The sequence below is a fragment of the Brevundimonas sp. Marseille-Q4549 genome, assembly GCF_976940555.1.
In genome coordinates this window covers 1,624,455-1,647,009 of sequence record NZ_CDRHXG010000001.1, presented here as the reverse complement: position 1 = coordinate 1,647,009, position 22,555 = coordinate 1,624,455, and the positions used below count along the sequence as shown (strand labels likewise).

Sequence of the window (22,555 nt, the reverse complement as noted above, 5' to 3'; positions counted from 1 at the left end):
CCCCAAAAAAGCCTCGCAAGGCTCAGGTTGCCTCTCCAGTAACCATTTGAAACAAACACGCCCCAAGAACAAACCGCAACGAGGGCGTCGCATGCGGCTATCGAGACGAGGGCTCATTCTGGGCGGATCGGCCATGTTGGCGGGATGCGCCAGCGCAAGCGCCACGGCGCCGCTGACCACCGCCGCGACCGTCGCGCCGGTCGTCCCGCCGACGGTGACTCTGCCGACGATCCAGACCGCCCACGTCGAAACCCCGCCGCTCGATCCGCAGGGCCACGTCCGCAAGGAACTGATGGAACGCGCCATGACGGCGTTGGACACCCATCACCGCCGCCTGCCCCTGCGCGACCGGATGTATCTGGTCGATTTCAAGAAATATTCGGGCGAGGAACGACTGTACGAAGTCGATCTGATCAGCGGGGACGTCAAGGTTCTTCGTACCTGTCATGGACGGGGTTCTGACCCCCGCCACACCGGCTACGCCCAGCGATTCTCGAACACGCCCGATTCCAACATGTCCTCGGTCGGCGCTTATGCGACCGCCGGCGCCAACTGGGGCGCGCAACAGGGACCGAACGTCCTGCTGGACGGGCTGGAATACTCCAACGACAAGGCGCGCGAGCGGGCGATCATCGTCCACGGCGCCGATTACGCCGATCCGGACTTCCTGGCGCGCGAAGGCAAGCTGGGCCGCAGCTACGGCTGTTTCTCGGTCGCCCATACCGACCTGCCTGCCTTGCGCGAGCGCATGGGCGAAGGCCGTCTTCTGTTCGCCTGGGCCTAGGTTCGACCCTCAGGACAGCCGGTCGCGGAACGCGGTCCAGTCGAAGGTCTTGACGGTCCGCAGATCGTCCGTGGCGCTGTTCCACAGGACGATGGCCGGCAAGGGCACGCCGTTGAAGGTGTTGGTCTTCACCATCGAATAGTGGGCCTGATCCAGGAAGGCGATGCGCGTCCCAGGCGTCGGCCGCTCTGTGAAGACATAGTCGCCGATGATGTCGCCAGCCAGACAGGACGGCCCGCCCAGACGCACGGTGACGCCAGCTTCCGGTTCTCGCAGCAGGGCCGGGCGATAGGGCGCCTCGATCACGTCCGGCATATGGCAGGTGGCCGAGATGTCGGTGATGCCGATGGGCATGCCGTTGTCGAACACGTCCAGGATTTCCCCGACCAGAACGCCGGCGTCCAGGGCCACGGCCTCGCCCGGTTCCAGATAGACCTGGACCCCGTGGCGCTCGGCGATCCGGTTCAGGAAGGCGACCAGCCGGTCCGTCTGATAATCGGCGCGGGTGACATGGTGCCCGCCGCCCAGGTTCAGCCATTTCACCCCGCCCAGCAGGGGCGTCAGCCTCGGCTCCACCGCCGCCCAGATGCGGGACAGCGGCTCGAAATCCTGTTCGCACAGAGCGTGCATATGCAGACCGTCGACGCCCTGCATATGTTCGGGCTTCAGCTGCGAGACGGGGAAGCCCAGGCGTGAACAGGGCTGGGCCGGATCATATTTGGCGACCTCCCCTTCCGAATGTTCGGGGTTCAGCCGCAGGCCGATCTCGAACACCTGACCCTCGACCCGCGCCTTGGCGATCAGGTCGGCGAAGCGCGCCACCTGATCTGGAGAGTTGAAGATGACATGGTCCGACAGCCGCAGGATCTCGGGCAGGTCCTCGGCCCTGTAGGCCGGCGAATAGGTGGTCAGTTCGCCCTTGTAGAACTGACGCGCCAGCCGCGCCTCCCACAGGCCCGAGGCGCAGACGCCGTCCAGATACTCCCCAACCACATCCGCCAGCGACCACATGGAAAAGGCCTTCAGGGCCAGGAGGACGCGGGCCTTCCCCCGGTCGCGCACGTCCTTCAGCACTGTCAGATTGCGACGCACCGCGACCTCGTCCACCACGAAGGCGGGCGAGGCGACGCGGTTCAGGTCGAAATGCGCGAAAGCGCCCGGATCGCCGGCCCTGGTCTCCATCGGTCGTTCGCGTCCTTTCAGAAGTCCAGCGGGGCGTCCAGTTCCTCGACCGTCCAGGGCAGGCCGTGCTTGTTCAGCATGTCCATGAACGGATCGGGGTCCAGTTGCTCCATGTTGAACACGCCGTCGCCCTTCCACTGGCGGGTCAGCATCAGGGCCGCGCCGATCATGGCGGGAACGCCGGTGGTGTAGCTGACGGCCTGGTTGCCGGTCTCGGCATAGGCCTCTTCATGGTCGCAGATGTTCTTGACGTAGATCGTCTTCTGAGCGCCGTCCTTTTCGCCCGTGGCGATGGTGCCGATATTGGTCTTGCCCTTGGTGATCGGCCCCAGCGACGCAGGCTCGGGCAGCAGGGCCTTCAGGAACTCGATCGGGATGATCTCTCGCCCCTGGAACATCATCGGCTCGATCGAGGTCATGCCGACATTCTCCAGCACCTCCAGGTGCTTCAGATAGGAGTCACCGAAGGTCATCCAGAAGCGGATGCGTTTGATTTCCGGATAGAATTTCGCCAGCGATTCCAGTTCCTCATGGTACATGAGGTACATGTTCTTGGGGCCCACGCCCTCGAAGTCGAACGCTTGCTTGTGGCTCAGCGCCGGACCTTCGACCCACTGGCCGTTTTCCCAGTGACGCGAGTTGGCGGTCACTTCGCGCAGGTTGATTTCCGGGTTGAAGTTGGTGGCGAAGGGCAGGCCCGTGTCGCCGCCGTTGCAGTCCAGGATGTCGAGCGTGTCGATCCGGTCCAGCAGGTGCTTCTTGGTGTAGGTGGTGAAGACCGAGGTCACGCCGGGGTCGAAGCCGGAGCCCAAGAGGGCCATCAGACCGGCGTCCCTGAAGCGGTCCTGATAAGCCCACTGCCACTTGTATTCGAACTTGGCCTCGTCGCGCGGCTCGTAATTGGCGGTGTCGAGATAGTTCACGCCGGCGGCCAGGCAGGCGTCCATGATCGACAGGTCCTGATACGGCAGGGCCAGGTTGACGACCAGGGCGGGCTTGACCGCCTGGATCAGGGCGGTGGTGGCGGCCACGTCATCGGCGTCGATCGCCGCCGTGTCGATGGTCACGCCAAAGCGCGACTTCACCGATTCGGCGATGGCGTCGCACTTGGCCTTGGTGCGGCTGGCCAGGGTGATGTGGGAGAAGATCTCCGTGTTCATCGCCATCTTGTGGACGGCCACCGAACTGACGCCGCCTGCGCCGATAACCAGCACCCTGCTCATGTGTGGCTTCTCCCGAAGTCTGAAAACGATTGGCGACATGGCCGCCGCCTATAAAGGGCGCGGCTCATAGCATGATGATGACAGTCCGCTAAATTATAACGCGGCGCGATCAGTCGCGATCCAGCGCCCGCCAGCCGATGTCGGAGCGGTTGAAGCCGCCGGGCCAGTCGATCCTGCGGACGGCGGCGTAGGCGCGCTCGCGGGCCTGGGCGATGTCGTCGCCCTCGGCGCAGACGTTCAGGACGCGGCCGCCGGCGGCCGCCAACTGCCCGTCGTCGCGGCGTTTTGTCCCGGCATGGAAGACCTGGACGTGAGGGCCGAAGTCCTGATCGACGCCGCGGATGATCGAGCCTTCCAGCGGACTGTCGGGATAGCCCTTGGCCGCCATGACCACGCAGATCACCGTCTGCGGCTTGAAGGCCGGCGCCGGCAGGCCCGAGACGTCTCCGCGCGCGCAGGCCAGCAGATAGGGCACAATGTCGCCGGCGAAGCGCATCATCAGCACCTGGCATTCCGGGTCGCCGAAGCGGGCGTTGAATTCCACCACCTTCGGCCCGTCCTCGGTCGCCATCAGACCGGCGTAGAGAACGCCGCGATAGGGGGCGCCCTCCTCGGCCATCTTGCGGATGGTCGGCTGGACGATCTGCTCGTCGGCCTGCCGCACCAGGTCGGCGGTGAAGACGGGCGCGGGGGAATAGGCGCCCATGCCGCCGGTGTTGGGGCCCAAGTCGCCGTCGAAGGCGCGCTTGTGGTCCTGGGCGCCGCCGAACAGCAGGGCCTGTTTCCCGTCGCACAGGGCGAACAGGGAGCCCTCCTCCCCGTCCATGAACTCCTCGATCACGACGCGGGCGCCGGCGGCGCCGAAACGGCCGCCCAGCATCCGCTCGATCTCGGCCTCTGCGTCGGGGCGGTCGGGGCTGATGGCGACGCCCTTGCCGGCGGCCAGGCCGTCGGCCTTGATGACATAAGGGGGACGGAACACGTCCAGCGCCGCCTTGGCGTCCTTGACGCTGTCATAGACGCCGTAACCGGCGGTGGGGATTTCGTGGCGTTCCAGGAAGGCCTTGGAAAAGGCCTTGGAGGTCTCCAACTGGGCCGCCCTGGCCGTGGGGCCGAAACAGGGGATGCCGGCCGCCGCCAACCGGTCGGCCAGACCCGCCGCCAACGCCACCTCCGGGCCGACCACGACCAGGTCCGCGCGGATTTCGCGCGCCAGAGCAGCCAGACCGTCCGCGTCGTCGGCCTTCACCGAGCGCAGTTCGCACAGTTTCTCGATGCCCGGATTGCCCGGCGCGGCGACCAGGCGCTTCACTAGCGGCGACTGGGCGATCTTCCAGGCCAGGGCGTGTTCGCGCCCGCCCGATCCGACGAGAAGAATGTTCATGAGACCGGGCAATGACCGCCCGCCATCGCCCGGTCAAGCGTCAGGCGCGCTTAAGGGCCCGTTCGCTTCAGATCAGGGCGAAAACGACATAGGCCCCGACGCCCAGAAGCAACAGGCCGCCCACGATCAGCCAGGGCGTCATGGCCCCGCCTTCGCCGCTTCGGCGGCTCAGGTCGCGTTCGCGCGGGTCACGGTCTTGCGGGTCTGTTCCGGGAGGATCGGCGGCCATCAAGGGCCAACGTCGGGGCGTCCCGGCCGTTCCCGGACGCTTCGACGCAGGCTATGACGGAGCCATGAGCGACGACTCCTATGTATTCGAAGGCCCGGCCGAGCCGCCGGCGGCGCGCGACAACAATCCGCCGCTGTCGATCTCCGAACTCTCGTTCGCCCTGAAACGGACGCTGGAGGACCGTTTCGGCCATGTGCGGCTGCGCGGCGAGGTGTCCAAGGTCAACCGCCACGCCTCGGGCCATATCTATCTGACGCTTAAGGACGACAAGTCGGCCATCGACGGCGTGATCTGGAAAGGCGCGGTGCGCGGTCTGGGGGTGCAGCCCGAGGCAGGGCTGGAAGTCATCGTCACCGGCAAGATCACCTCCTATCCAGCGCGGTCCTCCTATCAGATCGTGATCGAGAGCATGGAGGCGGCGGGGGCCGGCGCCCTGTTGGCGCAGCTGGAGCGGCTGAAAGGAAGGCTGCGCGAGGAAGGCCTGTTCGAACCGTGTCGCAAGAAGCCCCTGCCGACCTTCCCGGCGACCATCGGCGTGATCACCAGCCCGACCGGCGCCGTGATCCGCGACGTTCTGCACCGGATCGCCGAACGCTGGCCGTGCCGCGTCATCGTCTGGCCCGTGGTGGTTCAGGGCGAGGCGGCGGCCGGCCAGGTGTCGAACGCCATTCGCGGCTTCGACGCCCTGACGGTCGACGGTCCCATCCCTCGGCCCGACCTGCTGATCGTGGCGCGGGGCGGCGGCTCGGTCGAGGATCTGTGGTGTTTCAACGACGAGGGGCTGGCCCGAACGGTCGCCGCCGCCCGTATCCCCATCATCTCGGCCGTGGGGCACGAGACGGACACCACCCTGATCGACTTCGTATCGGACCGTCGCGCCCCGACGCCGACCGGCGCGGCCGAGATCGCCACGCCCGTCCTGTCGGACCTGCGCTACGCGGTCGCGGACCTGGACCGGCGGCTGGTTCTGGCGGGCGGGCGGCTGATCGAGGATCGGCGCACCCGGCTGCGGGCGGTGGCGCGCGGCCTGCCGGCCCGCCCCGAAGACCTGCTGGCCCTGGCGCAACAGAGGCTGGATCACGCCGCCAGCCGCCTCGGTTCGGGGCTGCAACGCAACATCGCCCTGCACGAACGGCATCTGGCGGTCGCGGGCGGACGGCTGAGCCCGGGCCTGCTGCGCAGCCGAATCGAACGCGGCCAGGATCGGCTGCGCGGCGCAAGCGACCGACTGGGCGCGGCGCTTCAGGCGGGTGCGGCCCGCAGCGAACGCCGGCTGCTGCAGGTCGTCGCCCGGCTGTCGCCCGAGCCGCTGCATCGCCGACTGGACCAGCGCGAGGCGCGGCTGAGCGCCCTTTCGGCCCGTCTGGGCGGGGTCATGCCGCGCCGGATGCAGCGCGAGACCGACCGGCTGGCCGCCCTGTCGCGGGCCCTGACCACCCTGGACCCCGCGCGACCCAAGCCGGGGTTCGCGCGGGTCGAGGATGCGGACGGCGGCTGGATCGCCTCGGCCGCCGGACTGGCGCCCGGTCAGGCTGTGCGGCTGGTGTTCGACGACGGCGCACGCGGCGCGATCATAGACGGGACCGAGCGGCCGGCAGGGACGCCCGCCGCGTCGCGCCCCGCAGTCCGTCCGGCCCCGAAGCCCAGGCCGCCGGCGGCCGATCAGGGCGACCTGTTCTGACCCGTCCGTCCATTTTTGCGCTTCGCCCCGGCGCCCCTTCCTGCTAACCGCCGCCCATGAAGATCACCCGCATCGCCCTTACGGCCTATGTTTTCGCCCTTCTGATCATCGTGCTGGACCAGTTGTCCAAGGCCTGGGTGCTGGGCCTGGCGGACGCTTCGTCCATCCATCAGATCCCGATGGGCTATGTGTTCGCCGAAATCCTGCCGCCCTATCTGCGCTTCACCTTCGTTCAGAACACCGGCGTCAGCTTCGGCCTGTTCGGCGGCGGCGAGGCGCGCTGGGGCCTGACCATCTTCTCCATCCTGGTGTCGGCCGGCCTGGCCTGGTGGGCGACCACCACCAATCGTCGCCTGCTGATCACCGCGATCGGCTTCGTCATGGGCGGGGCGCTGGGCAATGTCATCGACCGGGTCAGGTTCGGCTATGTGGTCGACTTCATCGACTTCTCGGGCACGGGCGTCTTTCCCTGGGTGTTCAACGTCGCCGACAGCGCCATCACCATCGGCGTCGTGCTGCTGATTCTGGACAGCCTGATGTCCGACAATGCCGCCAAGGTTGGCGCGGCCCCCGAAAAGTCGTAATCACCCCGTCTTCACTATGCCAACGCGCCCGCCTCCGGCGCCCTCCGTGCATCGCCGAACAGAGTCTGAACCCATGCGTATCCGCAGCGTCGCCGTCCTGACCCTCGCCGCCTCCGCCGCGCTCGCCGTGTCCGCCTGCGGCAGCCTGAAGCAAGGCATCGGCCTGACCAAGGTCGTGCCGGACGAGTTCGTCACCGTCTCCACCGCTCCGCTGACCGTGCCGCCCGAATACGGCCTGCGTCCGCCGGCGCCGGGCCAGCCGCGCCCGCAGGAACTGGCGCCCGAAAGCGCCGCCCGCCAGATTCTGCTGGGTCAGCGCCAGGCCGTCACCCGCACCGCCGGCGAACAGGTTCTGGTCGCCCAGGCCGGCGCCGAACAGGCCGACCCCCTGGCTCGCTATGTCGTCGACGACGAGTTCGGCGACATCGCCCACAAGGATGAGAGCTTCGCCGACCGCCTGATGTTCTGGCGCAAGAACGAGCCTTCGACCCAGGCGCCGACCACGCGCCAGACCACCAACGGGCAGACCACCATCGACGCGACGACCGAGGCCGCCCGCCTGCAAGCCCTGACCGGCGGTCAGCAGATCACGATCCAGCCGCGCCGCAGCACCGGCTTCAAGCTGCCAGGCCTCTAGGTCGCCTGCGGCCTGACGGACGCTTGCCAAGGCGGCGTCCGTCCTTATTGTGAACGGACTTCTGTTTCGGAGCCGTTCGCATGACCGACGCCATAGACATCGCCGCCCTGTCCGGGATCGAGCAGCTACGCCTGGGACTCACCGGCGGATTCGTCGCGCCCATCGCCCGGTCGGTCGGTTTCGAACTGGTCGAGATCGAGGAGGGCCGCGTCGTGTTCGAGGGCGTGCCGACGACCGCCTTCTACAATCCGCTGGGCACGGTGCATGGCGGCTGGATGGCGACCCTGCTGGATTCGGCCTGCGGCTGCGTGGTCCATTCGATGCTGCGGCCGGGCCAGACCTATACGACGCTGGAACTGAAGACCGTTTTCCACAAGGCGCTGACGGCCGGCGTGCCGGTGCGGGCCGAGGGGCGTATCGTCCAGATGGGCCGTCGCGCCGGCTTCGCCGAGGCCGACCTGAGGGGCGTGGACGGAAAGCTGTACGCCACCGCCACCTCGACCTGCCTGGTGATGGCGCGCTGAAGCGAAGGTTTGCCGCGCCTCGCTTTAGCCGCTATCAGCGGCGAGCGTTCCATGATCGGCCGCCGATCGTCGCGCGTGCCCTTTCGCTGTCGGAAAAATAAGCTGATGCGTCGCGTTCTGTCCGCCCTCGCCGCTGTTGCGGTCGCCGTTTCTCTCGTTCCCACTGCGGCCGACGCCCAGTCCAGCCGTCAGCGCGGCGGCAGCCGGCCCAGCGGTCAAAGCGCCTCGGACGACAGCGCCGATGCGCCCAGGCCCCAACGGTTCGCCCCGTTGCGCAGCCGCGTCAACGCCGGCCCCTGCCCCTATGTGAAGATTCTCTACGACGCCGCCCGTTACGTGGAACTGGACGGCGCACGGGCCGCCGTCTCCAACGTCGGCTACACCGGCGAACTGGAAGGCGTCTCGGCCGATTGCGCCTATCGCGAGGCCGAACCGATTCGTCTGGATATCTCCATGCTGTTCCGTCTGGGGCGCGGGCCGCAGGCGACAGGCGACCAGAAGACCTATCGTTACTGGATCGCCGTGACCGAGCGGAACAGCGCCATCCTGACCAAGGAATATTTCGACCTGCCGGTGAACTTCGGCGGCGAGCGCACGGCGGCGGTCACGGAGGAGCGGACCATCACCATCCCGCGCGCCTCCATCACCACCAGCGGCGCCAGCTTCGAAGTGCTGATCGGTTTCGACGTCACGCCGGAAATGGCCGAGTTCAACCGCTCGGGCAGCCGCTTCCGCGTCAACGCCGGCACGACCCCGGCGTCCCCCGCCCCCGCCCCCGCTCCGGCTGCTTCTCCTTCGAGCGAATAAATGGCTGATCTGAAGACCGTCCTCGGCGAAGCGGTCGGCGCCGCCTTCGCCGCCGAAGGCGTGGATACGGCCCTGGCCCGCGTCACCCCGTCCGACCGTCCCGACCTGGCCGACTTCCAGTCCAACGGCGCCCTGGCCGCCGCCAAGGCGCTGAAGGCCAATCCGCGCGAACTGGCTGGCCGGATCGCCGAACGCCTGTCGGCCGATCCGCGCTTCGCCTCGGTCGAGGTCGCCGGTCCCGGCTTCATCAACCTGAAAATCGCCGACGCGGCCCTGGCCGAACGGGCCGAGGAAGTCGCCGCCGACGCCGATCACGCGGGCGCGGCCGTCGTCGCCGATCCGCGCAAGGTCGTCATCGACTTCGGCGGCCCTAACGTCGCAAAGCCGATGCATGTCGGCCATCTGCGCAGCGCCATCATCGGCGAGAGCCTGAAGCGGCTGTTCCGTTTCCGCGGCGATCACGTCACCGGCGACGCCCACTTCGGCGACTGGGGCTTCCAGATGGGGCTGCTGATCACCGCTTGCGGCGATGAAGGCCTGGCGAATGACTTCATGGTCGAAGGCGACGGCCCGTTCCCGGCCGAAAGCCCGGTGATGCTGGCCGATCTGGACCGGCTGTATCCGCAGGCCGCCGGCAAGGCCAAGGAAGACCCGGCCTTCCGCGACCGCGCCCGCAAGGCGACGGCGGAACTGCAGAACGGCCGTCCCGGCTACCGCGCGCTTTGGCGGCATTTCGTGGCGGTCAGCCGAGAGGCGCTGAAGCGGGAATACGGCGATCTGTCGGTCGATTTCGACCTGTGGAACGGCGAGAGCGACGCTGATCCCCTGATGCCCGAAATGCTGGTGCACCTGAAAGAGACGGGCCTCCTGGTCCCCGACGACGGCGCCCAGGTGGTCCACGTCGCCCGCGAAGGCGAGACGCGCAAGAAGAAGCTGGCCGACGGTTCGGTGATCGAGGCCCCCTCGCCCCCGCCGCTGCTGGTCATCAGCTCGGAAGGCTCGGCCATGTACGGCACGACCGACCTGGCCACCATTCTGGACCGCAAGAAGACCCTGTCGCCCGACCTGATCCTGTACGTCGTGGACGAACGTCAGGCCGAGCATTTCGAACAGGTGTTTCGCGCCGCCTATCTGGCCGGATACGCCCCCGAGAAGTCGCTGGAGCATCTGGGCTTCGGCACCATGAACGGGCAGGACGGCAAGCCGTTCAAGACCCGCGCGGGCGGGGTGCTTAAGCTGCGCGACCTGATCGATCAGGCGACGGACAAGGCGCGCGAACGCCTGCACGAGGCCAAGCTGGGCGACGACCTGTCGCCGGAAGAATTCGAGGCCATCGCGCACAAGGTGGCCATCGCCGCCCTGAAGTTCGCCGACCTGTCGAACGCGCGAACCACCTCCTACGTCTTCGACCTCGACCGCTTCATGAGCTTCGAGGGCAAGACCGGGCCTTATCTGCTGTATCAGGCGGTGCGGATCAAATCCCTGCTGCGCAAAGCCGCCGAACAGGGCGTCGCCCCCGGTCCCATCGTCATCGCCGAACCGGCCGAACGCGACCTGGCCCTGACGCTGGACGCCTTCTCGACGGCCGTTTCGGACGCCTACGACAAGCGGATGCCGCATCTGGTGGCCGAACACGCCTATCGCGTGGCGCAGTCCTTCTCGAAATTCTACGCCGCCTGCCCGGTGCTGGTCGCGCCGGACGAGGCCACCAAACGCTCACGCCTGGCCCTGTCGGCGGCGGCCCTGCGCCAGCTGGAGATCGCGCTGAACCTGCTGGGCATCGACACGCCGGAGCGGATGTAGGCTAGACTGGAGCGGAATCCTCCCGGAGACCGCCCATGTCGCTCGACGCCTATATCGCCGGCCTGCCCAAGGCCGAACTGCACCTGCATATCGAGGGCAGTCTGGAGCCCGAGCTGATGTTCGAACTGGCGCAGCGGAACGGCGTCGCTATCCCCTACGATAGCGTCGAGGCCGTGCGCGCGGCCTATGACTTCTCGAACCTGCAGGACTTCCTGGACATCTATTATGGGGGCGCCGCCGTCCTGCTGACGCGCCGGGATTTCGAGGATCTGGCCTTCGCCTATTTCCAGCGCGCGGCGGCGGACAACGTCCGCCACGCCGAAATCTTCTTCGACCCTCAGACCCACACGGATCGCGGCGTGCCGTTCGGCGTGGTGGTCGAGGGGCTGATCGCGGGCATGGACCGGGCCAGGGCGGAGTTGGGCGTGACCAGCGGCCTGATCCTCAGCTTCCTGCGCCACCTGACCGAGGAGGAAGCCTTCGCCACGCTGGAGATGGCCAAACCCTATCTGCATCATTTCATCGGCGTCGGGCTGGATTCGTCGGAGGTCGGCCATCCGCCGTCGAAGTTCCAGCGCGTCTTCGCCGCCGCCCGCGACCTGGGCCTGAAACTGTGCGCCCACGCGGGCGAGGAAGGCCCGCCCGCCTATGTGCATGAGGCGCTGGACCTGCTGCACATCGACCGGATGGACCACGGCAACCGTTCGATGGAGGACGAGGCGCTGATCGAACGTCTGGCGGCCGAACGGATGACACTGACCGTCTGCCCGCTGTCGAACCTGAAACTGTGCGTGGTCAAGGATCTGAAGGATCATCCCGTGCCCGAAATGCTGCGCCGGGGCCTGCACGTCACCCTGAACTCGGACGACCCGTCCTATTTCGGCGGCTATGTGAACGCCAACTACAGCCAGTTGGCGCAGGCGGTCGGCCTGACGCGGGACCAGGTGACGCGATTGGCGAAGAACAGTTTCGAGGGGTCGTTCCTGAACGACGCCGACAAGGCCGCGCGGGTCGCGGAGGTTGAGACTTACGCAGCCACCGCCGCCTGATCCCCCCTTCATCGTCACTCTCGGGCTTGACCCGAGGGCCGAACGCTCCGCGGCTGGTGCGACCATATTGATGCACGGACCGCACAACATCCGATCCTCGGGTCAAGCCCGAGGATGACGGAGGTGGGGTTCTAAGCCAGTCCCTCCGCCCCGATCTCCACGACGCCCAAGGCGCGGAAACTGTCCAGCGCGGCGGCCTCGGTCTGCGGGGCGATGGCGCGGCTGGCGTCGGTGATGACGACCGCCTCGAAGCCTTCGCGCACCGCGTCCTCGGCGGTGAAGCGGACGCAGTAATCCAGCGCCAGACCGGCCAAGAACACCCGCGTCACGCCCAGATCGCGCAGCAGGCCCGCCAGACCCGTCGGCGTCCGGTGGTCGTTCTCGAAGAAGCCGGAATAGGAATCGACCGCCGGATTATACCCCTTGCGGATCACGGCGACGGCGCGGTCGAGGGTCGGCTTCACCTCCGGGTGGAAATCCGCGCCGACTGAACCTTGCAGACAATGATCGGGCCACAGCATCTGGCGGCCATAGGCGACCTCGATCTCGGTGAAGGGGGCCGCGCCGGGGTGGTTGGAGGCGAAAGAAATCTGGTCTGGCGTGTGCCAGTCCTGGGTCACGATGACCTTGGCGAACCTTTCCGACAGTTGGTTGATAAGGGGCATGATCCGCGCCCCGCCCCGAACCGCCAGCGCCCCGCCCTCGCAGAAGTCGTTCTGCGGGTCGATGACCAGAAGGGCGTCGGCGGGACCGGGGGTCATGGTTCAGACTCCAGATCAGGCGCCCGCGAAGGCGTCGATTTCGTTGGCCGAGCCCAGGGCGACGGGAATGCGCTGGTGCAGCTGCGTCGGCGGAACGTCGAGGATGGCTTGCACGCCGTCGGTGGTGGCCTTGCCGCCCGCCTGTTCGATCAGGAAGGCCATCGGATTGCCCTCGTACATCAGGCGCAGCTTGCCGGGCTTGTTTGGTTCGCGTTTGTCCCACGGATAGAAGAAGACGCCGCCGCGCATCAGGATGCGGTGGACATCGGCGACCATGGCCGCGACCCAGCGCATGTTGAAGTTCTTCCCACGCGGACCGTCCACGCCCTTCAGCAGGTCGCCCACATAGGTCTGCACCGGCTCGGCCCAGTGGCGCAGGTTCGACACGTTGATGGCGAACTCCTTGGTGTCCGGCGCAATGGCGATGGCGTCGTGGGTCAGGATCCAGTCGCCGTCGCCCGCCAGGGTGAAGCCTTTGACCCCGTCGCCGGTGGTCAGGACCAGCATGGTCTGCGGCCCATAGACGGCGTAGAGGGCGGCGACCTGCTGGCGGCCCGGTTGCAGAAAATCGGCTTCGGTCGGCGTCGGGGTGACGGACCGCAGCACCGAAACGATGGTTCCGACCGGGGCGTTGATGTCGATGTTGGACGACCCGTCCAAGGGGTCGAACAGCACCAGGTATTCACCGGACGGATTGGTCGCCGGCTGAACCTCGTCCATCTCCTCGGACGCGACGCCGGCGACGGCGGGGCAGGTCAGCAGGGCGTCGGTCAGCATGTCGTTGGTCATGACGTCGAGCTTCTTCTGCTCCTCGTCCTGGACGTTGATCTGGCCCGATGCGCCGAGGACGCCCGCCAGTGCGCCGCCGGCGACGACCCGGCTGATCTCGGCGCAGGTGGCGGCGACCACGGTCAGGACCGACTTCAGCCCCTCGGGCGCGTCCAAAGCGGCGATGTGGGCGTCGAGGCGGGTGCGGTCGGCGGTCATGCGGTCGGTCCGGTGCAGCGAAGAGGTCGCCCTGTTCTTGACGGGCGCAGGCATGGAGAGCAAGGGCGAGCGGTCGGCAGAGGCCGCCAACTGTGACCAGGCCCCGCCAAACCGCGCCCGCGCTTGACTTGGGACCGGAGTCGGTGGCTTAGGTCGTTCGCTCTCGCGGGAGAGATCGGCGCGCCTCGGCGGGTCGACGCCGAAGGCGCAACCGCCCCGGAAACGCTCAGGCAAACGGACCGCGAAGCACACGGACGCTGGAAAGCCGCCTAGGATTCATTGGATCTGGGGGCGCGCCGACGGAGCAAGGCGCCATGGTATCGGCGCCGGAATCTCTCAGGCTTCAGGACAGCGGGGGCGCGAAGACGGCGGAGCTCCGCCCCCAGACGCGACCGTGAAAGCCTGAACCATGACCGATCAGACCTTGAAAACCACGCCCCTGAACGCCGCCCACCGGCGCCTGGGCGCCCGCATGGTCGGCTTCGGCGGCTATGACATGCCGGTCCAGTATGAAGGCGTGCTGGCCGAACACCGCTGGACCCGCGAACACGCCGGCCTGTTCGACGTCTCGCACATGGGCCAGTGCAAGATCACCGGCGAGGACGCGACCGCCCAGTTCGAACGGTTCGTGCCCGGCGACTATGCGATCCTGAAGGCCGGGAAACAGAAGTATTCGCTGCTGCTGAACACCGATGGCGGGATCATCGACGACCTGATGGCCGGTCGTCCCGACCATGACGGCCTGTTCGTCGTCGTCAATGCGGGCAACAAGGACGAGGATTTCGCCTTCTGGACCGCCAATCTGCAGGGCGACGCCAAACTGACGGTGCTGGACCGCGCCCTGATCGCCATCCAGGGCCCCGAGGCCGCCGAGGTCATGGCCGCGCACGAGCCGGTTCTGGCCGAGATGGGCTTCATGGAGACCGCCCGGCTGATGCTGTTCGGCGTCGACTGCTACGTCTCCCGCTCGGGCTACACCGGCGAGGACGGCTATGAGATTTCGGTCCCGGCGGACCAGGCCGAGCGCATCTGGAACACCCTGCTGGAAGACGCTCGCGTCAAGCCGATCGGCCTGGGCGCCCGCGACAGCCTTCGCCTCGAAGCCGGTCTGCCGCTGCACGGCCACGACATCGACCCGACCACCTCGCCCGTTGAAGGCGCCCTGACCTTCGCCCTGTCCAAGTCACGTAAGGAACGCGCCGACTTCGCGGGCGCTGAACGCATCCTGAAGGAACTGGCCGACGGTCCCTCCCGCGTCCGCGTCGGCCTGATCGTCAAGGAAGGCGCCCCGGCCCGCGAAGGCGCCGAGATCGCCGACATGGACGGCAATGTCATCGGCAAGGTCACATCGGGCGGCCCCTCCCCCACCCTGGGCAAGAACATCGCCATGGGCTTCGTCCCGCCCGCCTTCGCGGCGCTGGGCACGGAACTGAAGGTCATCGTGCGCGGCAAGTCCGCCGCCGCCGAGGTCGTCGCCATGCCCTTCGTGGCGCAACGCTATTACCGCAAACCCAAAGCCTGAGAGATCAGACCATGAAATTCACCAAGGATCACGAGTGGGTCAGCCTGGACGGCGACATCGCCACCGTCGGCATCTCCAAACACGCCGCCGACGCTCTGGGCGACGTGGTGTTCGTCGAAGTGCCTGAAATCGGCAAGACCGTCTCCAAGGGCGACAGCTTCGCCGTGGTCGAGAGCGTCAAGGCGGCGTCGGACGTCTACGCCCCCGTCTCCGGCGAAGTGGTCGAGGCCAACGACGCCCTGTCCACCGCCCCGGAAACCGTCAACTCGGCCGCCGAGGCCGACGGCTGGTTCGCCAGGATCAAGGTCTCGGACGCCGCCGAACTGGACGCCCTGATGGACCAGGCCGCCTACGACGCCTTCCTGGCCACGCTCTGATTTCTCCTTCCGCTCATCCCCGCGAAGGCGGGGACCCAGCTCTTTCGCGAGAACGGCGCTGGGACGAGCGGAAAACTCCTCCGGCCACATCGGTCGCCCAAAGCACCAGGTCCCCGCCTTCGCGGGGATGAGCGGATTAGAACATGCGCTACCTCCCCCTGACGCCCGACGACCGCACGGCGATGCTCGCCGCCATCGGCGCGAAATCCATCGATGATCTGTTCGTGGACGTGCCGGAAAACGCGCGCCTGGCCGGTCCCGTCGATCTGCCCCGCGTGGCGGGCGAGCTGGAGGTCGAGCGCGCCCTGTCCGCCATGGCCGCCAAGAATGCGACGGCCGGCGCCGTGCCCTTCTTCTGCGGCGCGGGGGCCTACAAGCACCACGTCCCGGCGACGGTGGATCACGTGATCCAGCGGTCCGAGTTCCTGACCAGCTACACCCCCTACCAGCCGGAAATCGCGCAAGGGACCCTGCAGTACCTGTACGAGTTCCAGACCCAGGTCGCGAACCTGACCGGCATGCCGGTCGCCAACGCCAGCCTTTATGACGGTTCGACCGCCATGGCCGAGGGCGTGCTGATGGCGACCCGCGTGACCCGCCGCAACAAGGCGGTGATCTCGGGCGGGGTCCACCCCCATTACGTCAAGGCGACCGAGACCGTGGTCCACGCCGTCGGCGTCGAAACCCTGGTCCTGCCCGCCGCCGTCGACGCCGAGGCCGCCGTCATCGACCAGATCGGTCCCGACACAGCCTGCGTCGTCGTCCAGACGCCCAACGTCTTCGGCACCGCCACCGACGTCACCAAGATCGCCGAGGCCGCCCACGCCGCGGGCGCCCTGCTGATCGTCGTGGTGACGGAAGCCGTGTCGATGGGCCTGCTGAAATCGCCCGGCGAAATGGGCGCCGACATCGTCGCGGCCGAGGGCCAGTCCATCGGCAACGCCCTGAACTTCGGCGGCCCCTATGTCGGCCTGTTCGCCACGCGCGAGAAGCTGATCCGCCAGATGCCCGGCCGTCTGACCGGCGAGACGGTGGACGCCGACGGCGAGCGCGGCTTCGTCCTGACCCTATCCACGCGCGAGCAGCACATCCGCCGCGACAAGGCGACGTCGAACATCTGCACCAACTCGGGCCTGTGCACCCTGGCCTTCACCATTCACATGAGCCTGCTGGGCGAGACGGGTCTGCGCAAGCTGGCCCTGCTGAACCACGAAAAGGCCGTTGCGACACGCGACGCCCTGGCCGCCATTCCGGGCGTGGAAGTCCTCACCCCACGCTTCTTCAACGAGTTCGCGGTGCGCCTGCCCAAACCCGCCGCTGAGGTGGTGGATGCTCTGGCTGCCCATCACATCCTGGCGGGCGTGCCCTACAGCCGCCTGGCGCCCGACGCCGGTATGGACGACGTCCTGCTGGTCGCCGCGACCGAGACAACGCTGGATGCGGACATCCAGATCCTCGCCAAGTCCCTCTCCAAAGTCCTGGCCGCCTAAGGGAAACCGATCATGAGCACCATGAACACCGTCGGCCGCCCGACCGCCCCGAACGTCGTCGCCGCCAAGCCCGCCACCCTGACCGGCGGCCGCGGCCTGTTGCAGAACGAAGCCCTGATCTTCGAAGGCGACGGCTGGGGCAAGACCGGCGTCGATCTGCCGGAACCCAAGACGGACGGCTCGGACCTGGGCGACCTGGTCCGCAAGGATCCGATCGGCCTGCCCGGCCTGTCCGAGCCCGAGGCCATGCGCCACTATGTGCGCTTGTCGCAGAAGAACCACGCCATTGACCTGGCCATCTATCCGCTGGGATCGTGCACGATGAAGCACAACCCGCGCCTGAACGAGAAGATGGCGCGCCTGCCCGGCTTCTCGGACATCCACCCGCTGCAGCCGATCTCGACGGTTCAGGGCGCGCTGGAGCTGATGGACACCTTGGCCCACTGGCTGAAGACCCTGACCGGAATGCCGGCCGTGGCCCTGTCGCCCAAGGCCGGCGCGCATGGCGAACTGTGCGGCCTGATGGCCATCCGCGCCGCCCACGAAGCCTCGGGCCAGCATGAGAAGCGCCGCAAGGTTCTGGTGCCCACGTCCGCCCACGGCACCAACCCAGCCACCGCCGCTTTCGTCGGCTATTCGGTGGTGGAAGTGGCCCAGACCGAGGACGGCCGTGTGGACGTCGCCGATCTGGCCGCCAAGCTGGGCGACGACGTCGCCGCCATCATGGTCACGAACCCCAACACCTGCGGCCTGTTCGAGCGCGACATCCTGGAAATCAGCCGTCTGACGCACGCGGCGGGCGCCTATTTCTACTGCGATGGGGCCAACTTCAACGCCATCGTCGGCCGGGTTCGTCCGGGCGACCTGGGCGTCGATGCGATGCACATCAACCTGCACAAGACCTTCTCCACGCCCCATGGCGGCGGCGGTCCGGGCGCGGGTCCGGTGGTGCTGTCCGAGGCCCTGGCCCCCTTCGCCCCGGCGCCGTGGGTCGTGCATGACGACGGCGGCTATCGTCTGATCGAGCGTGAGGAGGATGAGGCCGTTCAAGCCTTTGGCCGTCTGTGCGCCTTCCAGGGCCAGATGGGCATGTATGTGCGCGCCCTGTCCTACATGATGTCGCACGGCGCCGACGGCCTGCGTCAGGTCGCCGAGGACGCCGTCCTGAACGCGAACTACATCAAGGCCCGCCTGTCGGACCTGATGAGCGCCGCCTTCCCCGACGGCCCCTGCATGCACGAGGCCCTGTTCGACGACGAATGGCTGAAGGGCACGGACATCACCACGCTCGACTTCGCCAAGGCGATGATCGACGAGGGCTTCCACCCGATGACCATGTATTTCCCGCTGGTCGTCCACGGCGCCATGTTGATCGAGCCGACGGAAACGGAGTCCAAGGCCGAACTGGACCGCTTCATCGAGGCCATGCGCCTGCTGGCCCAGGCGGCGAAGGCGGGCGACGTGGATCGCTTCAAGGGCGCGCCCTTCCATGCCCCGATGCGTCGTCTGGACGAAACCCGCGCCGCCCGCTCCCCGGTGCTGCGCTGGACGGCGCCGGAAGGGTCGAACCAGGCGGCCTGACCGCCGACGACGGTTGTGGTCCCGGGGTTCGCCCCCGGGACCTATCCCGCCGCCTGTCTCAAGGCGGCGAAGGCGGCGCGGCCGAACGTCTCGGGCGGCGCGTCGGGCTGGGCCAGCCAAGCGTCGACCGACAGTTTCAGGATACTGACCGCCGCGCCCGCCACGACGCGACAGGCGATGTCGTCCGGCGCCAGCCCCTTGCGCTTCGCCAGCGCCTCGGCCAGCAACCGCTCAACCTGGGCATATTTCGCTTGATCCCCGGCCATCAGCGAGGGCGTGGCGTGGATCAGGACGGCGACGGCCTTCATCTCGTCGGACAGAGGCTGCCGCGCCAGATCGAGCAGCGCATTCTCCACCATGTCCAGCAGGGGTTCGTCCGCCGGCCGCGCGGCGACGGCGTCGGCCACCTGCTGCGGAAAACCGGCCTTGGCCGACAGGACGATCTCCTCCTTGGAGCCAAAATAGTTCAGCAGGGTGCGGCGCGACACCTCTGCGGCCTCGGCCACCTCGTCCAGAGTGGTCGCCTCGAACCCCCGCTCAAGAAACAGGCGCAGGCCCTCGGCCTGGATACGGGCGTGAGTGTTGGCGCGCTTGCGGTCGCGCAGGCCCCGGTCCGTGTCGGAAATCTTATCTTGCACTTATTGCATATTTGCACCGGCTGCAGATATGCAAGCCGGAGCCCTTCACGACGACTCTTTTCACGAACAGGATAGCCCCATGACGACCTGGACCACAGACGATATTCTCGATCAGACCGGCAAGCGGGTCATCGTGACCGGCGCGACCGGCGGCCTGGGCTTGGAAACCGCTCTGGTGCTGGCCGACAAGGGCGCCGAGGTCATCCTGGCCGCCCGCAATCCGCAAAAGGGGGCCGAGGCCGAACGGCTGATCCGCGCACGGTTCCCGAACGCCCAGGTGCGGTTCGATGCGCTGGATCTGGCCAGCCTGGCCTCCGTCGCCGCCTTCGCCGAGCGTCAACTGGCGGACGGTCGGCCCATCGACATCCTGATCAACAACGCCGGCGTCATGGCCGTGCCGCGGCGCCAGACCACGGCCGACGGGTTCGAGATGCAGTTCGGGACCAACTATCTTTCGCACTTCGCCCTGACGGGGCGGCTATTGCCGCTGCTGAGCGCCGGGCGGGCGCGTGTGGTGCAACTGGCCAGCATCGCCCACAGGGGCGGCCGCATCCGTCTGGACGACCTGAACTATCAGACCGGATACCGTCCCTGGCCGGTCTATCAGCAGTCGAAACTGGCCATGTTGATGTTCGCCCTGGAGCTTCAGCGACGCAGCGACGCCCACGGCTGGGGCCTGACCAGCGTGGCGGCCCATCCGGGTTTCGCCCGAACCGACCTGATCGCCAACGGCCACGCCGGCGGCTCGACCAGTCTGTTCGCCAGGGTCAGCACCGCCCTTGCGCCGCTGGCCAGCCATTCGGCCGCCCAAGGCGCTCTGCCGATCCTGATGGCCGCGACCCAGGCCGAGGCGACGCCCGGCGGCTACTATGGTCCCACCGGCTTCATGGAGATGAAGGGCCAGCCCGGTCGCGCCGAAATCCGGCCCCAGGCCCGCGACGCCGAAACGGCCCGTCGTCTGTGGTCGCTGTCGGAGCAGATGACAGGCGTAGCCTTCGGCTGAGGCCGAAGATGACCAAAGCTTCATTCGCCGGACACCGATCCGCCATCGAAGCAGGTTGTTAGGGGGTTGTGACAACGTCGCCATGGTCGCCCTTTCCTTTCCCGACGAGGGATCGCGCGGCCGAGGCGGCCGTTGTCACTAGCACCTTCCTCTCCGCTTCCCCGGCGCCGCCTTGACCACCCTGCCCGTCTTCATGCCCCGATCCTCCCGCGCGCGACGGCCCTTGCGTGGTCTCAAACGGTGGGCCCTGATGATGGGCGGCGCGCTGGTCGTATTGCTGGGCGTGCTGATCGCGCCCCTGCCGGGTCCGGGCGGCGTGCCCGTCATCGCCGTCGGCCTGATGATGATCCTGAAAGGATCCTACTGGGCCAAACGTCAATTCATCCGCGCCCAGTACGCCCGCCCCCGCTGGGTCTATCCCTTCCGCCGCCTGATGCGGAAGAAGCCGGAAATCGCGCCGGTGTTCTGGCAACAGGCGCTGCGGGCCGAAAAGGTCGTGCTGAAACGCCGGCGCCGCCGTCTGATGCGGACGCGAAAAGGTCTGCGCCGGTATTTCCGCAAGTTTTTCCGCTAGCTGACGCTTGATCTCGCGGTTGCGTTGTCGCAACCGCTAACCACAGGAACGTGAACGCCGCTCTCCCAACTCAGGCGTATCCTGTCGTCGCGTTATCAGAGAACCACAACAGCGTTGGGAGGCGCTAAGGTCATGATGTCACGCGTACAAAAAGGCATGGTCGCCGGCGCCGCCGCCACCCTGGTCGCATCGCTGCTGGAAATCCCCAACCTGTTCCTGAACTGGTTCGACCCTTTTCAGGGGGTGATCGCCAGCATGGTCGGCATGCCGGGCAATCTGGCCGTCGGCTGGGCAATACATCTGGTCAGCGGGGTCTTCATCCTGGGACCGTTGTTCGGCGTCCTGTGTCCCCGACTGCCGACGGACACGCCCGAAACCAAGGGCATCGTCTTCGCCGTCGGCGCCTGGGTGCTGATGATGATCGGCGTGGTGGCCTTCGGAAACTACCGGACCTTTACGGCGGGCTCTGGCTTCGGCACCATCGCCTGGCTGCTGATCACCCATGCCGTGTTCGGCATCGTGCTGGGCAATGTCTACGCCCGGCTGGTAGCGCGCGAGAAGCGCGGCGCCGTCTATGTCGGGGGCGCCCACGCCCACTGAGGCTGGCGAGACCGCCGACGAAAAAGGGCCCCGGCGTCGCCGGGGCCCTTTCTGCATTCCGGGACTGCGAAACCCTGATCAGTTCAGGCGATCGCCGATCTGGCCGATGGCGGCGTCCAGCAGCGGATCCTTGGCCTGGCCGGCGACGCGGGCCGTCAGGATCTGCTCGGCCGACTTGGCGGCCAGGTCGGCGGCGGCGGCCTTGACCTCGGCGGAGGCCTGAGCCTCGGCCTGGGCGATGCGGGCCTCGGCCATCTTCTGGCGACGGGCCAGGGTCTCTTCCAGCTTGGCCTTGGTCTCGACTTCCAGGCGGCGGGCGTCGGCTTCCGCCTGGGCCATCATTTCGGCGGCCTGGGCCTCGGCCTCGACCTTCTCCTGACGGATCTGGGCCAGCAAGGCTTCGGCCTCGGCGCGCAGACGGGCGGCCTCGTCCAGGTCGGCCTGAATCTTGGCGGCCTTGGCGTCCAGTTGGCCGGCGACCAGCTTGGGCACGCCGGCGGCGATCAGGATGCCGAAGAAGATCAGCAAGCCGATGCCGACCCAGATTTCAGGGTTGCCGAAGCTCCAGATGCCCGGTTCGAAGATCAGGTTCATCAGGCGGCTCCCTTGGCGGCGGCCAGTTCGGCGGCGCTGGCGGCCTTGCCGGTCAGGCGTTCAACCATGGCGGCCGTCGCATCGGCGGCGATGGTCGACACATTGGTCATGGCGGCGTCGCGCGTCTTGCCGATGGCGGCCTCGGCCTCGGCGATGCGGGCGTTGACGGCGGCTTCCTCGGCGGCCTGGCGGGCGTTGGCCTCTTCGGTCACGCGGGCCTTGGCGGCGGCGGCCGTGGCGCGGGCGTCGGCGCGAGCCTTGGCGACCTCGGCCTGGGCGGCGGCGGCCTGGGCGGCGGCCTCGGCCTGGACCTGACGCGCGGTGGCGACAGCGGCGGAAATGGTGTCGCGGCGTTCGTCCATCACGCGGCGCAGGCGCGGCGCGAAGACCTTGGCGATCAGAATGTAGAGCAGGAAGAACAGGACCAGCAGATAGCCCATCTGACCGGCCCAGTGCTGGGTCTGGAACTGGGGCAGGCCGCCGCCGTGGCCTTCGGCCTCGGTCGTGGCGTGCGTGTCGTGAGAATTGGGCGCGGCCATGA

At 67.6% G+C, this 22,555-nt stretch carries 24 protein-coding genes and 2 riboswitches; of the genes, 15 read left to right on the top strand and 9 right to left on the bottom strand.

Annotation, left to right across the window (positions count from 1 at the left end):
• The first annotated feature begins 133 nt into the window (after positions 1 to 133).
• Positions 134 to 784, top strand: a complete 651-nt coding sequence (locus ACWPV3_RS08015; protein ID WP_453977528.1) for a murein L,D-transpeptidase catalytic domain family protein — start codon at positions 134 to 136, stop codon at positions 782 to 784.
• 9 nt (positions 785 to 793) lie between these two features.
• Here the strand turns inward: ACWPV3_RS08015 and ACWPV3_RS08010 are convergent, their stop codons facing one another.
• The 4 genes from ACWPV3_RS08010 to ACWPV3_RS07995 form a co-directional block, all read right to left on the bottom strand.
• Positions 794 to 1,966: a carboxynorspermidine decarboxylase gene (locus ACWPV3_RS08010; RefSeq protein WP_453977527.1), complete on the bottom strand. Its 1,173-nt coding sequence runs from the start codon at positions 1,964 to 1,966 to the stop codon at positions 794 to 796.
• Positions 1,967 to 1,983: 17 nt separating this feature from the next.
• A complete protein-coding gene (locus ACWPV3_RS08005) occupies positions 1,984 to 3,189 on the bottom strand; it encodes a saccharopine dehydrogenase C-terminal domain-containing protein (protein WP_453977526.1) in 1,206 nt (401 codons plus the stop codon).
• 109 nt (positions 3,190 to 3,298) lie between these two features.
• Positions 3,299 to 4,573, bottom strand: a complete 1,275-nt coding sequence (purD, locus tag ACWPV3_RS08000; RefSeq protein WP_453977525.1) for a phosphoribosylamine--glycine ligase — start codon at positions 4,571 to 4,573, stop codon at positions 3,299 to 3,301.
• 67 nt (positions 4,574 to 4,640) lie between these two features.
• On the bottom strand, positions 4,641 to 4,802 hold the full coding sequence (locus tag ACWPV3_RS07995) for a hypothetical protein (RefSeq protein WP_292178466.1): 162 nt from the start codon (positions 4,800 to 4,802) through the stop codon (positions 4,641 to 4,643).
• Positions 4,803 to 4,866: 64 nt separating this feature from the next.
• Here ACWPV3_RS07995 and xseA point away from each other — a divergent pair, with 64 nt between their 5' ends.
• The 7 genes from xseA (at position 4,867) to ACWPV3_RS07960 (ending at position 11,887) form a co-directional block, all read left to right on the top strand.
• A complete protein-coding gene (xseA, locus tag ACWPV3_RS07990; RefSeq protein ID WP_453977524.1) occupies positions 4,867 to 6,483 on the top strand; it encodes an exodeoxyribonuclease VII large subunit in 1,617 nt (538 codons plus the stop codon).
• Positions 6,484 to 6,539: 56 nt separating this feature from the next.
• Entirely contained in the window at positions 6,540 to 7,067 is a 528-nt protein-coding gene (gene lspA, locus ACWPV3_RS07985) for a signal peptidase II (RefSeq protein WP_292087302.1), read from the top strand.
• A 73-nt stretch (positions 7,068 to 7,140) separates the two neighbouring features.
• Positions 7,141 to 7,704 carry a DUF3035 domain-containing protein gene (locus ACWPV3_RS07980; RefSeq protein ID WP_292087303.1) on the top strand — a complete coding sequence of 188 codons (564 nt, stop codon included), beginning with the start codon at positions 7,141 to 7,143 and terminating at the stop codon, positions 7,702 to 7,704.
• Positions 7,705 to 7,784: 80 nt separating this feature from the next.
• Positions 7,785 to 8,228 (top strand): PaaI family thioesterase, encoded by a 444-nt coding sequence (locus ACWPV3_RS07975; RefSeq protein WP_453977523.1) that lies wholly within the window; start codon positions 7,785 to 7,787, stop codon positions 8,226 to 8,228.
• A 105-nt stretch (positions 8,229 to 8,333) separates the two neighbouring features.
• Complete coding sequence (locus ACWPV3_RS07970; RefSeq protein ID WP_453977522.1) at positions 8,334 to 9,035, top strand: Tat pathway signal sequence domain protein; 702 nt, start codon at positions 8,334 to 8,336, stop codon at positions 9,033 to 9,035.
• Positions 9,036 to 10,838: an arginine--tRNA ligase gene (gene argS, locus ACWPV3_RS07965; protein ID WP_453977521.1), complete on the top strand. Its 1,803-nt coding sequence runs from the start codon at positions 9,036 to 9,038 to the stop codon at positions 10,836 to 10,838. It begins immediately after the preceding gene.
• 35 nt (positions 10,839 to 10,873) lie between these two features.
• A complete protein-coding gene (locus ACWPV3_RS07960; protein WP_453977520.1) occupies positions 10,874 to 11,887 on the top strand; it encodes an adenosine deaminase in 1,014 nt (337 codons plus the stop codon).
• A 131-nt stretch (positions 11,888 to 12,018) separates the two neighbouring features.
• On the opposite strand, the gene pncA is transcribed toward ACWPV3_RS07960, so the two are convergent.
• Together pncA and ACWPV3_RS07950 are read right to left on the bottom strand one after the other, a co-directional pair.
• The gene (gene pncA, locus ACWPV3_RS07955; RefSeq protein ID WP_313453143.1) at positions 12,019 to 12,648 is read right to left on the bottom strand and encodes a bifunctional nicotinamidase/pyrazinamidase; all 630 of its coding nucleotides are present in this window, start codon (positions 12,646 to 12,648) and stop codon (positions 12,019 to 12,021) included.
• Positions 12,649 to 12,663: 15 nt separating this feature from the next.
• Positions 12,664 to 13,635: a class 1 fructose-bisphosphatase gene (locus ACWPV3_RS07950; RefSeq protein ID WP_313453142.1), complete on the bottom strand. Its 972-nt coding sequence runs from the start codon at positions 13,633 to 13,635 to the stop codon at positions 12,664 to 12,666.
• A 156-nt stretch (positions 13,636 to 13,791) separates the two neighbouring features.
• Positions 13,792 to 13,887: riboswitch (glycine riboswitch) on the top strand.
• A 3-nt stretch (positions 13,888 to 13,890) separates the two neighbouring features.
• A riboswitch (glycine riboswitch) is annotated at positions 13,891 to 13,989 on the top strand.
• A 55-nt stretch (positions 13,990 to 14,044) separates the two neighbouring features.
• Between ACWPV3_RS07950 and gcvT the strand changes: the two genes are divergently transcribed.
• From gcvT to gcvPB, 4 genes are all read left to right on the top strand, one after another.
• Positions 14,045 to 15,157, top strand: coding sequence for a glycine cleavage system aminomethyltransferase GcvT (gene gcvT, locus ACWPV3_RS07945; protein WP_313453141.1), 1,113 nt, complete (start codon positions 14,045 to 14,047; stop codon positions 15,155 to 15,157).
• A gap of 11 nt (positions 15,158 to 15,168) precedes the next feature.
• Positions 15,169 to 15,534, top strand: a complete 366-nt coding sequence (gene gcvH / locus ACWPV3_RS07940) for a glycine cleavage system protein GcvH (protein ID WP_313453139.1) — start codon at positions 15,169 to 15,171, stop codon at positions 15,532 to 15,534.
• A 143-nt stretch (positions 15,535 to 15,677) separates the two neighbouring features.
• Positions 15,678 to 17,024, top strand: a complete 1,347-nt coding sequence (gene gcvPA / locus ACWPV3_RS07935; RefSeq protein WP_453977519.1) for an aminomethyl-transferring glycine dehydrogenase subunit GcvPA — start codon at positions 15,678 to 15,680, stop codon at positions 17,022 to 17,024.
• 12 nt (positions 17,025 to 17,036) lie between these two features.
• A complete protein-coding gene (gcvPB, locus tag ACWPV3_RS07930; protein ID WP_453977518.1) occupies positions 17,037 to 18,605 on the top strand; it encodes an aminomethyl-transferring glycine dehydrogenase subunit GcvPB in 1,569 nt (522 codons plus the stop codon).
• A gap of 41 nt (positions 18,606 to 18,646) precedes the next feature.
• Here gcvPB and ACWPV3_RS07925 read toward each other — a convergent pair whose 3' ends face one another.
• The gene (locus ACWPV3_RS07925) at positions 18,647 to 19,243 is read right to left on the bottom strand and encodes a TetR family transcriptional regulator (RefSeq protein ID WP_292087321.1); all 597 of its coding nucleotides are present in this window, start codon (positions 19,241 to 19,243) and stop codon (positions 18,647 to 18,649) included.
• A 79-nt stretch (positions 19,244 to 19,322) separates the two neighbouring features.
• Between ACWPV3_RS07925 and ACWPV3_RS07920 the strand changes: the two genes are divergently transcribed.
• The 3 genes from ACWPV3_RS07920 (at position 19,323) to ACWPV3_RS07910 (ending at position 21,420) form a co-directional block, all read left to right on the top strand.
• Positions 19,323 to 20,246: an SDR family oxidoreductase gene (locus tag ACWPV3_RS07920; protein ID WP_453977517.1), complete on the top strand. Its 924-nt coding sequence runs from the start codon at positions 19,323 to 19,325 to the stop codon at positions 20,244 to 20,246.
• A gap of 172 nt (positions 20,247 to 20,418) precedes the next feature.
• Complete coding sequence (locus ACWPV3_RS07915) at positions 20,419 to 20,820, top strand: hypothetical protein (RefSeq protein ID WP_453977516.1); 402 nt, start codon at positions 20,419 to 20,421, stop codon at positions 20,818 to 20,820.
• Positions 20,821 to 20,952: 132 nt separating this feature from the next.
• The gene (locus ACWPV3_RS07910) at positions 20,953 to 21,420 is read left to right on the top strand and encodes a DUF6789 family protein (protein ID WP_453977515.1); all 468 of its coding nucleotides are present in this window, start codon (positions 20,953 to 20,955) and stop codon (positions 21,418 to 21,420) included.
• A gap of 78 nt (positions 21,421 to 21,498) precedes the next feature.
• On the opposite strand, the gene ACWPV3_RS07905 is transcribed toward ACWPV3_RS07910, so the two are convergent.
• Both ACWPV3_RS07905 and ACWPV3_RS07900 read right to left on the bottom strand, forming a co-directional pair.
• Complete coding sequence (locus tag ACWPV3_RS07905; RefSeq protein WP_453977514.1) at positions 21,499 to 22,014, bottom strand: F0F1 ATP synthase subunit B; 516 nt, start codon at positions 22,012 to 22,014, stop codon at positions 21,499 to 21,501.
• Complete coding sequence (locus tag ACWPV3_RS07900; protein WP_313452250.1) at positions 22,014 to 22,553, bottom strand: F0F1 ATP synthase subunit B family protein; 540 nt, start codon at positions 22,551 to 22,553, stop codon at positions 22,014 to 22,016. Before ACWPV3_RS07900 ends, ACWPV3_RS07905 begins: the two co-directional genes overlap by 1 nt.
• Positions 22,554 to 22,555: the final 2 nt, after the last annotated feature.

What these genes read in the sequence shown, in the direction of transcription:
- xseA (WP_453977524.1), top strand. Translation starts at nt 4,867, where the DNA reads ATGAGCGACGACTCCTATGTATTCGAAGGCCCGGCCGAGCCGCCGGCG.
- ACWPV3_RS08005 (WP_453977526.1), bottom strand. Translation starts at nt 3,189, where the DNA reads ATGAGCAGGGTGCTGGTTATCGGCGCAGGCGGCGTCAGTTCGGTGGCC.
- argS (WP_453977521.1), top strand. Translation starts at nt 9,036, where the DNA reads ATGGCTGATCTGAAGACCGTCCTCGGCGAAGCGGTCGGCGCCGCCTTC.
- purD (WP_453977525.1), bottom strand. Translation starts at nt 4,573, where the DNA reads ATGAACATTCTTCTCGTCGGATCGGGCGGGCGCGAACACGCCCTGGCC.
- ACWPV3_RS07910 (WP_453977515.1), top strand. Translation starts at nt 20,953, where the DNA reads ATGATGTCACGCGTACAAAAAGGCATGGTCGCCGGCGCCGCCGCCACC.
- gcvPB (WP_453977518.1), top strand. Translation starts at nt 17,037, where the DNA reads ATGAGCACCATGAACACCGTCGGCCGCCCGACCGCCCCGAACGTCGTC.
- ACWPV3_RS07900 (WP_313452250.1), bottom strand. Translation starts at nt 22,553, where the DNA reads ATGGCCGCGCCCAATTCTCACGACACGCACGCCACGACCGAGGCCGAA.
- gcvPA (WP_453977519.1), top strand. Translation starts at nt 15,678, where the DNA reads ATGCGCTACCTCCCCCTGACGCCCGACGACCGCACGGCGATGCTCGCC.
- ACWPV3_RS07975 (WP_453977523.1), top strand. Translation starts at nt 7,785, where the DNA reads ATGACCGACGCCATAGACATCGCCGCCCTGTCCGGGATCGAGCAGCTA.
- gcvH (WP_313453139.1), top strand. Translation starts at nt 15,169, where the DNA reads ATGAAATTCACCAAGGATCACGAGTGGGTCAGCCTGGACGGCGACATC.
- lspA (WP_292087302.1), top strand. Translation starts at nt 6,540, where the DNA reads ATGAAGATCACCCGCATCGCCCTTACGGCCTATGTTTTCGCCCTTCTG.
- ACWPV3_RS07970 (WP_453977522.1), top strand. Translation starts at nt 8,334, where the DNA reads ATGCGTCGCGTTCTGTCCGCCCTCGCCGCTGTTGCGGTCGCCGTTTCT.
- ACWPV3_RS08010 (WP_453977527.1), bottom strand. Translation starts at nt 1,966, where the DNA reads ATGGAGACCAGGGCCGGCGATCCGGGCGCTTTCGCGCATTTCGACCTG.
- ACWPV3_RS07920 (WP_453977517.1), top strand. Translation starts at nt 19,323, where the DNA reads ATGACGACCTGGACCACAGACGATATTCTCGATCAGACCGGCAAGCGG.
- gcvT (WP_313453141.1), top strand. Translation starts at nt 14,045, where the DNA reads ATGACCGATCAGACCTTGAAAACCACGCCCCTGAACGCCGCCCACCGG.
- pncA (WP_313453143.1), bottom strand. Translation starts at nt 12,648, where the DNA reads ATGACCCCCGGTCCCGCCGACGCCCTTCTGGTCATCGACCCGCAGAAC.
- ACWPV3_RS07995 (WP_292178466.1), bottom strand. Translation starts at nt 4,802, where the DNA reads ATGGCCGCCGATCCTCCCGGAACAGACCCGCAAGACCGTGACCCGCGC.
- ACWPV3_RS07980 (WP_292087303.1), top strand. Translation starts at nt 7,141, where the DNA reads ATGCGTATCCGCAGCGTCGCCGTCCTGACCCTCGCCGCCTCCGCCGCG.
- ACWPV3_RS07950 (WP_313453142.1), bottom strand. Translation starts at nt 13,635, where the DNA reads ATGACCGCCGACCGCACCCGCCTCGACGCCCACATCGCCGCTTTGGAC.
- ACWPV3_RS07960 (WP_453977520.1), top strand. Translation starts at nt 10,874, where the DNA reads ATGTCGCTCGACGCCTATATCGCCGGCCTGCCCAAGGCCGAACTGCAC.
- ACWPV3_RS08015 (WP_453977528.1), top strand. Translation starts at nt 134, where the DNA reads ATGTTGGCGGGATGCGCCAGCGCAAGCGCCACGGCGCCGCTGACCACC.
- ACWPV3_RS07905 (WP_453977514.1), bottom strand. Translation starts at nt 22,014, where the DNA reads ATGAACCTGATCTTCGAACCGGGCATCTGGAGCTTCGGCAACCCTGAA.